Origin of the sequence: Rhodococcus sp. NPDC003318, from assembly GCF_042879035.1 — a bacterium.
Lineage (GTDB): Bacteria > Actinomycetota > Actinomycetes > Mycobacteriales > Mycobacteriaceae > Rhodococcus_G.
In genome coordinates, this window is the sequence record NZ_JBIAOU010000022.1 from 1 (window position 1) to 14,358 (window position 14,358).

General features: G+C 64.8%; 10 protein-coding genes and 1 pseudogene. 2 read left to right on the forward strand and 9 right to left on the reverse strand.

Features of this window, described 5'->3' with window-relative positions:
• Window positions 1–179: 179 nt before the first annotated feature.
• The 3 genes from ACFYVR_RS23235 to ACFYVR_RS23245 form a co-directional block, all read right to left on the reverse strand.
• Complete coding sequence (locus ACFYVR_RS23235; protein ID WP_387477618.1) at window positions 180–488, reverse strand: transposase; 309 nt, start codon at window positions 486–488, stop codon at window positions 180–182.
• Between the two features lie 385 nt (window positions 489–873).
• Window positions 874–2,862 carry a cutinase family protein gene (locus tag ACFYVR_RS23240; protein ID WP_387477620.1) on the reverse strand — a complete coding sequence of 663 codons (1,989 nt, stop codon included), beginning with the start codon at window positions 2,860–2,862 and terminating at the stop codon, window positions 874–876.
• Between the two features lie 733 nt (window positions 2,863–3,595).
• Complete coding sequence (locus ACFYVR_RS23245) at window positions 3,596–3,787, reverse strand: hypothetical protein (protein ID WP_387477623.1); 192 nt, start codon at window positions 3,785–3,787, stop codon at window positions 3,596–3,598.
• A 739-nt stretch (window positions 3,788–4,526) separates the two neighbouring features.
• Between ACFYVR_RS23245 and ACFYVR_RS23250 the strand changes: the two genes are divergently transcribed.
• Entirely contained in the window at window positions 4,527–4,871 is a 345-nt protein-coding gene (locus tag ACFYVR_RS23250; RefSeq protein WP_387477626.1) for an Lsr2 family protein, read from the forward strand.
• 1,059 nt (window positions 4,872–5,930) lie between these two features.
• Here ACFYVR_RS23250 and ACFYVR_RS23255 read toward each other — a convergent pair.
• Complete coding sequence (locus tag ACFYVR_RS23255; RefSeq protein ID WP_387477627.1) at window positions 5,931–6,434, reverse strand: DUF6194 family protein; 504 nt, start codon at window positions 6,432–6,434, stop codon at window positions 5,931–5,933.
• Window positions 6,435–6,503: 69 nt separating this feature from the next.
• On the opposite strand from ACFYVR_RS23255, the gene ACFYVR_RS23260 reads away from it, so the two are divergent.
• Window positions 6,504–7,214 carry a MerR family transcriptional regulator gene (locus ACFYVR_RS23260; RefSeq protein WP_387477629.1) on the forward strand — a complete coding sequence of 237 codons (711 nt, stop codon included), beginning with the start codon at window positions 6,504–6,506 and terminating at the stop codon, window positions 7,212–7,214.
• Between the two features lie 100 nt (window positions 7,215–7,314).
• On the opposite strand, the pseudogene ACFYVR_RS23265 reads toward ACFYVR_RS23260, so the two are convergent.
• The 5 genes and pseudogenes from ACFYVR_RS23265 to ACFYVR_RS23285 form a co-directional block, all read right to left on the reverse strand.
• Window positions 7,315–7,546 (reverse strand): annotated as a pseudogene (locus ACFYVR_RS23265) (hypothetical protein); the annotation flags it as partial.
• 86 nt (window positions 7,547–7,632) lie between these two features.
• A complete protein-coding gene (locus tag ACFYVR_RS23270; protein WP_387477631.1) occupies window positions 7,633–8,427 on the reverse strand; it encodes a hypothetical protein in 795 nt (264 codons plus the stop codon).
• Window positions 8,427–10,352 (reverse strand): hypothetical protein, encoded by a 1,926-nt coding sequence (locus ACFYVR_RS23275; protein WP_387477633.1) that lies wholly within the window; start codon window positions 10,350–10,352, stop codon window positions 8,427–8,429. Before ACFYVR_RS23275 ends, ACFYVR_RS23270 begins: the two co-directional genes overlap by 1 nt.
• A 374-nt stretch (window positions 10,353–10,726) precedes the next feature.
• On the reverse strand, window positions 10,727–11,647 hold the full coding sequence (locus ACFYVR_RS23280) for a ParB/RepB/Spo0J family partition protein (RefSeq protein WP_387477635.1): 921 nt from the start codon (window positions 11,645–11,647) through the stop codon (window positions 10,727–10,729).
• Entirely contained in the window at window positions 11,647–12,354 is a 708-nt protein-coding gene (locus tag ACFYVR_RS23285) for a ParA family protein (protein ID WP_387477637.1), read from the reverse strand. Before ACFYVR_RS23285 ends, ACFYVR_RS23280 begins: the two co-directional genes overlap by 1 nt.
• Window positions 12,355–14,358 lie beyond the last annotated feature (2,004 nt).

Consider the following 14,358-nt stretch of genomic DNA (forward strand, 5'->3'; position numbering starts at 1 on the left):
AACCGGTACCCGAACTCCGGGTCGTCTCGGTGTGCGTCGAACAGGGCGTTGGCCCGGTACGCCTCATCGAGTTCGGCTGCTGTCACAGGCTCGGCCAGCCAGCGGTAGTAGGGCTGACGAGCAATCTTCAATACCCGGCACATCCGCCGCCACGGGGATCCCGTCGGCGGCCAGCTCGCTCACGAGCGGGTAGAGCCTTTTCCCGGCAGGTTCGCCTGCGACAGGTACGCGGCGGCCCGGCGCAGGACCTCGTTCTCCTGCTCGAGCAGCCGGATCCGTTTCCGTGCTTCCCGCAGCTCGGAGTTCTCGCTCGCAGTGGTTCCGGGCTTGATTCCGTCCTCGACGTCGGCGGCCTTCATCCAGTTCGTCAGGCAGGACTCGCTGATCCCGAAGTCAGCGGCGATCTGCTTCAGCTGCTGGCCCGGCTCGCGGTTGCGAGCCACGCGGACGACGTCGTCACGGAACTCCCTGGGATACGGCTTCGGCACGGGGCACATCCTTCCAGCAGTGCCTCCCGGCACCACAGATCAGATGTCACCTATCCGTGCAGCAGTCCCGAACAATGTGGGTCGAGTGAGAGTACTCATTGCCGAGCCGCCCCTCGATACGGCGCCCCGTTCGTTGCGGAGGCTGTCTGAACCCGCAAACGATCGCGATCGATCTCGCCGCGGCTGAGCGCGTCCGGGCGGTGCCCGATGTGAAACAGGCCGTCAGTGTGTGGGCAGATGAACACTGCGATTCCCTTGTCTCCGTGGTGCCGTTTGCGGACCGCTTTTGCGTCTGCACGGCGGTGGTAGCCGCGATGTCTGCAGTCCGCGCACCAGGTCCAGCGGGCGGCGGGATTGTGGGCTCGAGGGACCTGGGTGCGGGTGCTCATACGGCGCGTCCGATCTGCAGGTTGAGCCAGTCCGAGAGCCACTCGATGGCGCTGCGGCCGGCGTTGTCGACCACGAGGGTGTTGTAGTCGGTGTGGGCGCCGGAGGTGAAGAAGTCTGCGGCGGAGAGTCCTTCGCCGACCAGGGAGGCGAGGTCTTCGGCGTCTTGGGACTGGGACAGCTTGGTCAGCGAGTTCGACAGCGCGGGCAGGTCGAGGTTCTCGGCTTGGGTGGTGATGCTGGTCGTTACGGCGTTGGTCTGTTTGCCGAGCAGTTCGGGTGAGGTTTTGGCTGCTTTGCCCGTGAGCATGTTCATCGCCATGGACGCGAGGTCGAGACCGACGGGGACGAGGCCGGTCATGGCCGCGCCCGCACCGAGCGGATCCGCGAGCTGTCCGGGTGGTGGTAGCAGCTTCTCGACAGCGGCCCAGGCGATCTCCTGGATCTGCCCGACGAGGTTGGCGAGCCGGATGACGTCGACGTTGCCGAGGATTGACGCCACGAGCGCTGCGATCTGGGTTGCGCCGGATGGGTCCGGGATGATCGCGAGCACCTGTGCGACCCACTTCAGGTCCACGGCGGCGGCCATCTTCACCAGTGGGGAGAGCTGGTTGTTGAGCTGGCCGGCGATCTCGTGCGCGCCGTGTGCGTCGAGGGCAGAGACCTTCTGCGGCAGCAGGGTCAGGTTGTTCAGGATGCCGGGCATGTCGAGCGAGGTGATGCCGGTGGCGACGCCCAGGATCTGGTTGACCACGACTGTCGGTTTGAGCACCGACAGCACGCTGGTGGCCGAGGTGAGGGCATCGATCGGGGTCGATGCTACCGGGGCGATCTGGCGGTCGAGGGTGTCTGCGGCTTTTACCAGGGTGTGCACCTCCGGAGCGGTCGACGGTAGCTCGAATGCGTTGCCACCGGTCAGCTTGGTGGCGGTGTTGGCGAGTTTCGTTGCGGTGTCCACCGCGCTGGTGAGATCGGATTGACCTGCGTGGGTGAGGACTTGGGAGGCGGCGTGTTCGGCGGTGCCGACCGGTGCGGCGGCGAGTCGGCCGTTCTCTGCCGGGTTGGCGGCACCGGAGGCGAGCAGATCGGCCAGCGGTGCGAGGGTCGTGGCGATGGATGTCGCTGTGGAGGCGACCTGTGCGAGGTCGACGATCGGCTCGGCGAGCTGCCGGCCGAGGGTGGCGACGTTCGCTCCGAGTGCGGGCAGATCTGCATCGGAGAAATCGGAGGTCAGCGCCGCGGCGAGCCGGCTGTTTCCACCGTTCATCTCGTCTGGGGCGGTGCTGCTGGGACTCTTACTCAGGATCGAACCGAGCGAGCCCAGCAGGGGGCTCTCGCCCTTCTCGATCGAGCAGTACAGATCGTCCGGTGCGCAGATCGACGCGACGCGGCCCGACAGCGTGCCCATCCCCTGCGGGCGCGGGTCCGCGATACCGGTGCCGGAGGTTCGCGGCCCCACCGTCGCCGAGCCCTTCGTTCCGGCGCCGGGGTCGGCGAGCAGACCGACGGCGAGAACCCGGCTCGACTCGACCGGGCCCGTGCCGTGGCCGATGTCCGAGGCGAGGTCGCCGGCGGCGTCGGCGCCTTGCGAGTAGCCGGTGATGGTGAACTTCGTGCTGGGGCAGGAGTTCGCGACCTTCTCGAGGACCTGCCTGGCTTTGGTGACGGCGTCGGACTTGCTGTCGGCGTAGGTGTGCCCGTTGTCGAAGGCCCGGGCCATGTAGGGCAGCGTGTACACCTCGGCCTGGTCGCCGTGCTCGGCTGTGAGAGCGTCCGCGACAGGTCTGAGCATCCCCACCGGGGCACCGGGGTCGGCGTTCTCACTGGTCTCCCAGGTACCCGGGATAAGCAGGTTGAACGTGGCGGCGCAGCTCGTCGGGGCGGCGTTCGCGATCGCCGGTGCACTCAGCAGGACGCCGCTGCCCGCAACGGTCACAGCGACAATCAGTGTGACCGAGCGGCAGATTCTCGAACGTCTGGCGGGCATGGACACCTCGATGGGTGAAAGGGGCACGGGTGCCCACGTTCACCCAGTTCGGCATCGAAACTCAACGAGGTATCCCCCACCCTTGATCCCCTACCCTTTGCAGCAGCCTGCGCAGGGCCAGTGGCGGTGCCTCCGCAGGCTGCGCGGCCGTCGACGGGTGGGGCTGCGGTCTGGAGACTCCAGCGGGATCCGTACATCGGTCGGCGAATGATCCTCGTACACGGGAGCGCCGTCGGCGCTGCCCGCGAGGGGGTTCCGGCGCGAGCTGGTGCGATCGCGGCGGCCATCGCCGTCCCCTCACCAGCGCCGGAAGCGCCGGCGATCCCGGCTGGACCGTCGAGCAGACCGAGTGCGGTGCGGCGTGTGCTGAACTGCCCGCGGATCCCGCCTCGTTGGATGGCGATGAGTACGCCGGTGCTCCCGGAGCGCACGTATCGGATTCGACCCGTACAGCGCGGACGACAGGATGCGGTCGAGTCCGAGCGCATTGATGATCGCCTGGTACGACACCAGCAGCCGGGAGCCGCGCCGCGTGGAGACAATCGTGGTGACCGCGGAGATCGACCGACCCTCGAGAACCCGTCGACCGGAATTTCGATTGCAGGGAATCTTTACCCGAAAAGCTCAGTGGTGCAGCCACATTGTGTGAGTCGAGAATCTCACCGGATTGTCGGTCGGCGTGATCTGCCGGGTCCTTGTCGAAGCTGTAATGGAGCGCAGCTGGGTTAGACGGTCAGTTCGAGGCCCGGGGACGGTCACCGATCGTCACCAGCCGGTCCGACATTTCCTCGGACATAGGAGTCGACGAGCGGGGGATCGGCGGACACTCCTCCATCTCCAAGGCGGCGGCCACCGCTCGCGACATCGCTTGCACCGCTCGGGCTTGAATTTCGATCGCCGCGTCGACCGCGCCGAGCGCGATCACGATCGGTCCGCCGATCCACAGTGGGATTCTCACAGTTCTCTCCTCGATGTCTACTTCCCCGACTCGGACAAATGCCTGCGATGCAGAGCTGCCCGCCGGCTCACATGGAGAGCAGGCCGGCGAGCCTTCGCCGTTCCATATAGAGGCGACAGCGACGTGACGCCAGAGTAGTTGTGCACCAATATGGCTCGCGAGTAAGAGACCGACGAGTTGTTTTCTTTCGGGGGCGCCTTCGCTCGCAGGACACCCGTGGGCGCTTACCTCAGCGATTCGACCCCAGATCCGAGATGTCGCGAACTGATTCCCAGGTCAGCGAGTCGGCACTGGGCCGAGGCGAGCAGTGCGAGCCGTCACGAACGCGGCGCTCGCCGTCCTCGATCTACTGCCGACTGACATAGATAACTGTGTTAAATACCACATGGAAACGGCGCCGCCGCCTGTCTTATTCGATCCCGCAGCCGTCACCTACTCGCCGCTCCCTACCCTCCCGATTCGCGACCCCGCAGGAAGGAAGAGTGGCGACCCCCAAGGGTTCCATTTGCCTGCAAGGCCGAGCGCTCGCTCGAGCGGGTGTTCCGGCACCACTTCCGTCATTGACAGGAAGTCGTCATCGGATCTCGGTTTCGCTCAGCGGGATCTCCTGTCTATTCTTCTCTTCATCCCGCCTTCCCGCCTCCGGCGACAAGAAGTCCACGCATACTCGAACATGGTGAAGCAACTCCGATGAAAGGACGCTTCAATGGCGACTCGTAAGATTGTTGAATACGTCGATGACATTGATGAAACACCGATCCAGCCCGGAAAAGGCGAGACGATCCGTTTCGCGGTCAACGGAGCGGAGTACGAGATCGATCTGAATGCCAAGAACGCCAAAGAGTTTCATCGAAAGCTTGACTACTACATCTCTCATGCAACCCGTCTTCGCCGACGGAGGTCAACGTCGAGCAACGGGCAGACCGCAACGAAGCGAGACCCCTCGCAAACCAGAGCTATTCGCACATGGGCGGCGGCCAACGGGTACGAGGTATCGAGCCGAGGCCGGATCCCCGCGGAAATCGAAGAGGCCTACAATTCCGCACGGTAGTCAGCGCCGCTACACGCATGAGCGAACGCCCATGCGATCCTCGCGGAAATCTTCAGCATCCCCGGCGTGTAGGTATCCGACACGCCAAGGTCTCACCTACCTGGGTTGGTTTACTGAATAGTAGCCAGAATGGCCAGCCGAGCATGGGGAGACTGGCGGACCAAGGGCGGCACTCATGCCCTGGAGCGAGCGCTGCAAACCAGAGGTTCGCCACCAGATGACTGCACACTCTGCTACCGAATGACGTGTTTCGGTAGCGTCTGCGTCGGCTACCTGGAGTTCCGACAGTAATCGCGCGGAAAACAACGAAAATGGCTTGACCAGAGGTTATGTCGGCGGACGGGCTGTGTTCAGAACCGCACCTTGGTTGCGTCGGGGTCGTTCTCGTCGAGAGACGCCAACTCACAGGGTCGCCGACTGGCTTTCGACGAAATCGGGCGGATTTGCCGTAGTCGCTGGTTGAGGCGGGCCTGGGATTCAGGTGGTGGTAGATGGTTTGCGGAAGACGCTGAAGGTGTCGGATCCGGGTGACGGCGTATTTGCGTTTGCCGTGGTGGTCGAGTTCGTCGTATCTTGCGGGCCTCGAGTGCCTGTAGTCCGGTCAGGGCGCGGGTTCCCTCCGCCGACGCGGCCGCGGGCTCTTGCGGATTCCAGGCCTTCGAGGGTGCCTCGCGATGAGGTCGGCGGTCACCTCGGGGTGATGACCAGTTCGTCGCTGCGCCGTAGGTGATCGAAGGATTTGTCCCATTCCGGGCGCCGGCGTTTGCCGGAGGCCTTGTCCACCCGGATCCGTTCGCACCCGGCGGCGGTGAGGGGGCTGCTGTCACTTGGTGGTCGAACTGGGTCGCCTGTCATTCTCCGACTCGGAGAAAGCGGGCAAGGGGTGGCCCGCCGGGCGCGAGAACGCAGCGGAACTCGGCGAAGTACGAAGGCATGTCTTGTGGTGGAGCGTGAATGACCGAGTGCTGGACACGATGCCTTGTAGCGTGCCGTCGGCCATGTCCGGGGCGCTCGACAAATCGCCGGCTGCCTTCGGCGGGGAGGGTGCGTTGCGGTGCGTCACCGCTCACCGGCTGGACGCACATCACCGGCTGGCTGTTTGTTGGCTCTCCGGCGTTCCGCTCGGCGCTTGGCGTCCTCGTGTGCCTGACGAAGGAGGCGGTCTGCCAGCACGTATGTGCTTGCGCCTGGGTTGATGATCGACACCCAACCTTGCCTGCGATAGACCGGATGAGGAAGGACGACATCGGTAGCGGCGTAGTCACGAGGTCTCGCCTCGGCCCGGGGGTCCTCACCGGTGAGTTCAACGAATGTGTCCGTGCCGACGTGGATGTTCAGTCGCCAACGATCGGGATGGTCGAGGTCGCATGAGGCATCGTCGGGGTAGTTCTTCGTAACGATCGTGGCGTAGGGCTGCTCGCGCTGCGGCGCTTGGCCGTCGGGAGCGTAGTAGAAGAAGTGGTCGCCCCAAGCGATCTCCGGGAACGCGCTGCCCTGGCCGGGGGCAAGTTCAAGTACCCCGTCGAACGCTCGGATCGTTTCAAGAAGTTGGTCCATACTCATGGTTCAAGTGTGTAGTTGAAGTGCTTGTGGAGGGTTCGGTTGACCCGAGCGAACGAAGGGGTGCCACTGATGAACACCGCTGCCGTCGCGGCAGCGTCGAATTACTCCGCGCAACAGGTGCGTGATCTGGAGGCTCTGGGCGTGATCCCCGCTGCAGCCAGGTCACGCAACGGGTACCGACGGTTCTCGACACAGCACGTCCACGCCCTTCGCGCGTACCGTGACCTCGCTCAGGCTGTGGGGCCTGTCGAGGCGCGACGGGCAATGCGAGAGATTCGCCTCCTGCCGCGCGACAAAGCGGCGGCGCTGATTTGCGGGTTCCACGCCCAGCTCAACGAGGAGCGGCAGCAGGCACTCGCAGCACGCTGTGCGTTGGAGTCGATCCGAGCCGAGGCAACCACCGATGCGAAGCCCGTCGAAGGGGACTCGATGACCATCACCGAACTGTCCGACGCCCTCGGAGTGAGGGCGTCCACGCTCCGCTACTGGGAAAAGGTCGGCCTGGTGGCGCCTGAGCGGGTCACCACGCGAGCGGGAACAGCGCGGCGCTACACCCTCACCGCCATCCGGGAAGCACGAATCACCGCAGCCCTCCGAGCCGGTGGCTACCGCATCCCAGAGGTCCAGACGACGATCACAGCGGTCCGCGACCTCAACGAAGTGAGCCATTCGATCGCCGCGCTCGACACACGGCTGGAAGCCATCGCCCAACGCGCACTCGCTCTTCTGTGCGCCGGAACTCTGTTGGCAGGGATCATCGAGTCAGCCCGGACGGCATGACAATGCAGGCTGCGTTTTAGCTTCATCCGCGTCATCAACGTCCTGCCCCGCAACAACTGGACCTCTCCGCTGGGCTGACGAATGCCGATCGAACAGGTCCTCATCCAAGTGTCCACGAGGGGGCGGCAACCGCAGGTGAGCGAGGTCGGAACAGCGTGTCGCGGACCCGTAGCGGCTGGTATCCGGTGGGGCCGAGTGCGGAGGGTTCGGCGTCGATGTCGACCTCGATCGCACCGAAGAAGTTGATTTTCGCGCTGTGCGCGGGGCTGATCTGGGATGGCACCTCGTCGTCAGATGCGGCGCCCGGCTGGCCGCATCTGCTCAACCGCGAGGAGTTCCGCCTGGCTGGAATCAAACTGCGCGGCTTGGAAACCAAAGGACTCGCTGTCCGAAATCTGCCGGCCCCTGACCTTGGGCTTCAGTGCCAGTCGATGTGGATGTTGTCGATGGCGTCAAAGTGGAACCCGAACTGGTCGGTGTAGCGGTCGAATCCCTTGTTCTCGGGGTAGTCGATGGTCGCGTGGCGTTCGAGGATCGCGACGACGCGGGCTTGGTCGTCGTTGGCGAGCGCGGTGGCCAGTTCACGGGATTCGTCGGCGCTGAACGGGACGTCGGAGTTGGCGAAGTCGAGTGTGCGGGTGCGGTAGTCGTAGCCGACCTCGTCGCCGTTGCGGACGTGGACGCGGCCGGTGACGCGGATGACAGCCTGTTTGGGGGTGCCGTCGGGCCGCAGGACACCGGCCTTGCGCATCGTGTCGGTGGCTTTCGCGGCTTTCAGCTTGCTCTTGGCGTCGTTGCGCAGGTCGTTGGTCTGCCCGGACCGGTATTTGCGGACGGTGGACGGGCTGCGGCCGATCCGCTTGGCGACCGTGTTGACGCCACCGAGGCGTTCGATGGCGGCGCGGCGTTGGGCGAGTTCGGCGATCTCCGGGTTGGGGATCCGGTCCTGCTGGGCCCACCGACGCAGGGTGCGGTCCGAGGGTGGGGTGCGGCCGGCATCGACGGCGGCCTGGCGCAGGCCGGTGTTGCCGATCTCGGTGCGGATCTGCCGGACCGAGACCTTCGAGGTGAGGCCGGCGAGGCCGCGGCTGGTCTCCTGCGAGCGGGCGACGCCGTCGACGGCCGCGGCGGCGACGGTGACGTGCATGCCGTCGAGACCGGTCGCCTTGACCGGTGCGGTTTTCGAGCGCGGTGTCGGCAGGTGCAGTGCCACTACTCCCCCATTCCGCCATCATCATCGCCGGCCTCGAGGCCGGCATCGGTGTCCGTTCCGGCGTATGCGGCGGCGATCGCCAACCGCACATCGTGCGCGGTCTCCGCGGTGGCGAACGCGAGGAGGGTGTCGTCGGTGAGGTCGGCGTGCTTCTCGACGACCATCTTGCCGAGCGCGTCGCTGTCGTCGGCGACCGATTGTCCGTCACCGAGAAGGTAGACCCAGGAGTCGGTCATGGTGCGGATCGGCCAGCGGCCGGTCTCGCGTGCGATGCGCATGGCGACGCGGCGGCCGCGCCAGCGGCAGTGCGCCATGATCGCGGCCCGCCAGAGGGGTTGGTGGTGGTGTTGCATGCGGGTGGCGGTCCACATGTCGGGGTTGACCATGCGGCCGACGTAGCCCTTGTAGCAGGTGCCGATGAACCGTTTCATCGCGGTGTCACCGGTGGTGGTGGCAATAGCGCGGGCCTCGCGGAGGGTCTTGGCCCATTTGTCGAGGGCGCGGCCGTGTTCGGGGTAGGTCCAGGCTTCGGTGATGGCGAGGTCGTCGGTGTCGAGGCCCATGCCGCCGTCGGCGATCGGTGCGCGCAGTCCGTCGAGGCTGATGGTGGTGATCCAGGTGGTGACGGGTTGGTCGTGGCGCATGGCGGGGTGCGGCAGCGGAAGTTTGGTCGGGAGGGCGTATTGGGCGGCGGCGGGAAGGGTGACGCGCCAGATCCCGAATGGTGGTTTGTCGGCTGCGGCGGCGTCGGCAGCAGCGTCGCCGAGGAGCTGTGTCGGTGTGCCGTAGCCGAAGTCGAGCATGCCGGCGGAGGCGAGATAGGCGGCGCGTTGGTCGATGGTGACGATCGCGGTGGCGCCGTCGAGGTCGTCGGAGTCGAGGTGGTCGCGGATCCAGCCGGCGGCGGGTTCGAAGTCGCCTCGTGGCGTGTGGTCGATCGGTGGCATGGGGCCGGCGGTGGTGACGACGATGCCCTTTTTGGTGCGGGTGCGTTCGCGGCGGATCTTGTCGAGGACAGCGGCGCCTGTGCGGGCGGGAGTTGGGCCGGGCAGAACGCCGAGATACTCCGCGGACCAGGCGAGGCGGCGGCCGAGTTCGCGGGCAGCGGGCAGGTCGGCATCGGGGAGGTAGGTTCCGGCGGCCGGATTGCCGAGGATGCCCATGTCTCCGATGCGGTTGCCCCAGCCGAAGTCCTTGTTCCAGTAGGTCCAGACGTAGGGCTCGAGGACGACGTCGACCATCTGGGTGGCTTTGCCGATGCTGCGGGAGAGGTGGATGACGTGGCCGGGATCGCCGCGCAGTTCCCAGCCGGTGTCGGTGAGGGCGGGCAGTGTGGTGGTGATGACGTGGCTGAGGTCCTCAGCCGCGCGTAGGCGGAGTTTCTCGAGGTCGTCGACGTCGTCTTCGCTGCCGGGATCGATGGTCCAGCCGAGGAGCTGGCAGGCGTCGATGCCGACGATCCACACCTGAGCTGGGACGCCGAGGGGGGTCAGTGCGGCCCAGTGGATGAGTTTGTCGAGTTTGTCGATGGAGTCGACGGGGCCGGTCAGGCGTTGCCCGGACGGGCTGTAGGTAGCTGCGGCGGTGACGATGAGGGCGTGGCCGTCGGCGGCGGCTCCGACGGGTAGTTGTTCCCAGGGCTTGTGCTCGGTGTCGGGTTCTGTGGGTTCGCTGGATGGGGTGGGTTCGATGGACTCTTGTCCTACTGACGCAGCACGGTCCGGGGCTTGGTGTTCGCCGGTAGGGGGTTCAGCTGTCTCCTGCGGCGCTGCCGGTGTGGACGGGGCGTCGTCGGAGTCGGTGGGGGTTGCCTGAGTGTCGGTGTCTTCGGTCGCGGCGTTGTCTGTGTCGCGCGGTTCTGACTGGTCGTCGACAGGTTCAGGGTCGACATCGAAGAGTGCGAACTGCTCGCCGGGTGTGTTCACCACTCCCCCAATACCTCTCGTGACGCTTCCTGGCATGTGCGAGTGGACGCGCCCCAGCGGTGCACACCGAGGCTCGGGCTTCCGATGCGCTGGAAACCAGCGCCTGGCCGGCACACCACGAAGACTGTGGCAGCGTGGAGGACAGTCATCACCGGGTTGTCCTTTCGCAGTGTCCGGGACAGTGATGTGCGAGCGCGAAGGGTACGTGCATCATGGCGATAGAGCTTTTGCCACAATGTATTCCGCGCCACCGACATTGAACTGGTTCGATCGACGAGACGGGCCTGTGGCTGTGGCCCGCAGCCAGCCCCCCCCCCCCCCCCCCGATCCTGAAGGTGTTGGCTACGGGCCACCGCACACGCAGCGGCTCGCCGCTAGTCGAGGCCGAGTGCGTCGATCAGGGAACGCTGCTCCTCGGCGGTGAAGTGCCTGCGCACGGCCGCGGCGAGCACATCCGGCTCGACGCTGAGCTTGCGCAACGCCTGCAGAACCTTCTCCGCAGGTTCAACCTCGCCGGCAGGTTCCTTGGGTTCCTTCGGCTCCGACACCTCGGGTTCCGGATCGATGACGGGTGCGTCCTGGTCGCCGTCGGGGTTGTCCTGGGAGGCCTGCCACGCCGCGACCTGCTCCGCGCGGGGAACCTTCGCCAACGCGCGGGCCTCACGGATCGCGAGGTCACCTGCCCGCAGCGCATCCTGAAGTTCCGGTGCGAGTTTGAGCAGCGCGCGACGCTGGGACACCCAGCCCTGGGAGCGGCCGAGCTTCTTCGCCGCAGCTGTGGCACCGCCGAACTCGGTGACCATCAGCTCGACTGCCCTGGCTTCTTCGAGGACGTCGAAGTCGCGGCGGTCGATGTTCTCACTCGTCGCGGCCCAGAGGATCTCTCCCGTGCTGACGGCGATGCTGTCTCGGACGACGACGTCGAGGCCGGGTCGCGCGTACTTGGCGGCGGCGGCGAGGCGTCGGTTACCGTTGACGACAACGTATTTCGCGTCGCCGATCTCGTCCTCGTCACCGGGCCACAGGTTCAGCCACGCGGCGCGGCTGACCGCGGTGCCGGGCTGGAGCTGCCGGTCGACGATCGTGGACAGGTCCGACAGGTCTCCGACCTCGTCACGCGGATTGCGGGGGTTCGCCGCCAGATCAGTAAGCGGGACATCGGCGAGGAACTGACCGTCGACGATTTCGGCTACGACGGGTTCCGGCTTCACCGTCTTCTTCTGGTCAACCGGCGAGTTGTCCCCCACCGATCCGACCAGCGACGCGAAGTTTGCCCGCCCACCCTTGGGCGCCATCAGCGACCACCGTCCGCGAGCTCGAGGCTGAGCTTGTAGAAGTCCTCCCGCGCCTGGAGTGAGACACGGTTGGCTTCGTACTCGGTGACGACTCGGCCTTCGGCTGCGGCGCGGGTGTGCACTTTGTAATGGCGGATGACGGTGCGCGCGAGGGGCCATCCGTTGGCCTGGACGAACTCTCGGGTCTGTTCGAGGTCGGTTTTGCCGTCGCGGGGATCCCAGTTGTTGACGACGACGATGAACTTCTTGTTGAGCGGTTCGAGGACCTGCTTGATGGTGCGGGCTGTCGGGTCGAAGCACAGCGGTTCGGGTTCGATCGGAACGATGACGAGGTCCGCGACATCGAGGACTGCGCGTAGTGCGTCGCCGGAGCTGCCGGCGCCGAGGGCGTCGGTGCCGTCGTCGTTGCCGGACAGGTCGATCCATCCGGGGGTGTCGACGTAGACGTGCTTGATTCCGGGCAGTTTGTCGAGGTTGCGGAGGACATCGAGGTTGTCGTGCACCTGGTCGATGAGGAACGGGAGTTCCTCCACTCGCGATGCCCACCAGACAGCAGAGCCTTGGGGGTCGACTGAGATTGCTGCGACGGGCGACTGGACGTCGTCGTCATCGCGGGTGAGTACGTCCGCTTTCACGGCCGCGAGATTCATTGTCAGGGTGGATTTTCCGACTCCACCCTTCTGGTTGAGCATTACATGCACAGCCATCAGTTAACCTCCGTATACTTCGCCCCTGTTGGGGCTACTTCGGACTCCCACCGCCGCGATGCAATCGGGTGGTGATCAGCGCGTTCATCATCGTAATCGGTTCGAGGTCGAGTTTCGTACAGGACCTGGGGGCGACGATAGGCATCAGCGGGCGTGGACCTCAAGGAGGTGTCTTCGGGGGTTGCCGGGGACGGAGGGATCTGCGGGACGTTCGACAGACGACGGGTTGAGCCTCGGAGGTGGCCGCTCGTGCCTGGTTCTCGGAAATCGATTCTGCTGCAATCTGTTCGCTGGAACGTAATCCATTCTCGGCGTCGCATGCTGGGTCTTCGGGTTCGGCTGGCGGCGCCGTTCGGCGGGGAGCGCACCATGCCTGCCTGTCCCCCACGCCGCTCTTCTCACGCATCACTTCTTGTCAGAATTTTTGGTCACAGTTCGGCGTGTCGCGTGGGAGTGATCGCGCAGCGCTGTGCTAGGTCAACCAATGGTTGAGACTTTTCTCCCGGTGGATTCGATGCATTTTCGCAACGTCGATTGCCGAATGAATCACCTTGGCTCATTTCGTCACTGTGACACTAGTTCAGCCCGAGATACTCCGTCCGCGCCGGTCCTTCTCCGCGCACACCTGTTGGTGAGGAAGGTGTTATCGTGGCGGCCGCACCCGCTCGTAAGGGCTCAAACGGATAGAGCGCCGAACCTGCATCAAAGAGATCAACCGTACGAATGTCTTTACCGCGGTAAAGACAAGAAGACAGGCCTCATCGAACAGCGAACGATCCTCCACTACTCCGCGTATGCACTTCCCGCCAGTGCCCTCCAGAGAACCCGAGTGGTGCGCGTGCGTTCTCGCCCTCACCCCGCTGTGTTGTCGGCAGGCACCACTCTGTACTACTTCAACTCCCCGACCACTCCAGAAGGGTTGGGATTGCCGACACTATCGCAACCGTGCCAGCTATCAGAGGAACAGAACATCGATGCTCTTCCTAGCCCGCCAACCCCAAGATTCCCAGGCACGCTCCGAGACCTCTACGCACGGGAAACACCCCACCACCCATCGAAAAGTCGACCGAGACTCCCCCTTCAAGGCAACCGTCTTTACCGCGGTAAAGAGATGCGCGACCACCCAGATACCGGATGGGAAAGTGATTCAGCGAACAGACTCCAGCCTCGGCCCTGATCTTTACCGCGGTAAAGATCAGCCGCAGACATTGGACCGATAGATCACATAGCCCCGAAGATGCGATCCCCTCCGGCGTCCCAGAGAACCCGGACAAGGAGACGGCGCGATCCCCTCCCCCACCGAGATAACGCTGGATGATCGGGAATCTTTACCGCGGTAAAGACGACACTTGGTCCCGGCGACCCATAGCATCCAACGCGAAATACTTCGCCGGAATCCCGTCCAATCTTTACCGCGGTAAAGATCTCCCACAACCGACCATAAGACCCGACCTCCGAGGTCGTCACTCAACCAGTCCCCACTGTCTGACGCCGAAAGACGCCGACGCTCACCAAGCGTCACCGCAGTCTTTACCGCGGTAAAGACTGCCGTCACCGAGACAGGGCCGCCACTGTGTGTTGTGAAAGCGCAGCAGCTCGGAGGGCGAGCCCTCTAGAAGTCCTCTGGAAGCCCTCTCTTTACCGCGGTAAAGAACTGCACATTTCGGTGCCACAGGGATCTCGACCTGTGAACAGTAACCGGTCCGCACTCAATCTTTACCGCGGTAAACGCTCCTCCTCGGCCCTCTCGAATCACTCTGCCGACGGCTGACGTTACCCACCCTCCTTGACCGCGGTAAACGTCCGGGCGGAACGCAGACACGACTGCATGACACCGCGTCAGATCTACAAGACTTATGCGCCACCAACGGACCAGCTCTATGGCCGGTTGCTAATCGGCGTTGCAGATGCACACCACTCGCCCAGTCTTTACCGCGGTAAAGACTGGGCACAGCCTTGCGCGAAGCTGAGACACCCCGACGAAGCTGCCCTGAAAGGCGTTAC

Coding starts and splice junctions, on each gene's coding strand:
- ACFYVR_RS23255 (WP_387477627.1), bottom strand. CDS start 6,434: ATGAGTATGGACCAACTTCTTGAAACGATCCGAGCGTTCGACGGGGTA.
- ACFYVR_RS23250 (WP_387477626.1), top strand. CDS start 4,527: ATGGCGACTCGTAAGATTGTTGAATACGTCGATGACATTGATGAAACA.
- ACFYVR_RS23260 (WP_387477629.1), top strand. CDS start 6,504: ATGAACACCGCTGCCGTCGCGGCAGCGTCGAATTACTCCGCGCAACAG.
- ACFYVR_RS23280 (WP_387477635.1), bottom strand. CDS start 11,647: ATGGCGCCCAAGGGTGGGCGGGCAAACTTCGCGTCGCTGGTCGGATCG.
- ACFYVR_RS23285 (WP_387477637.1), bottom strand. CDS start 12,354: ATGGCTGTGCATGTAATGCTCAACCAGAAGGGTGGAGTCGGAAAATCC.
- ACFYVR_RS23240 (WP_387477620.1), bottom strand. CDS start 2,862: ATGCCCGCCAGACGTTCGAGAATCTGCCGCTCGGTCACACTGATTGTC.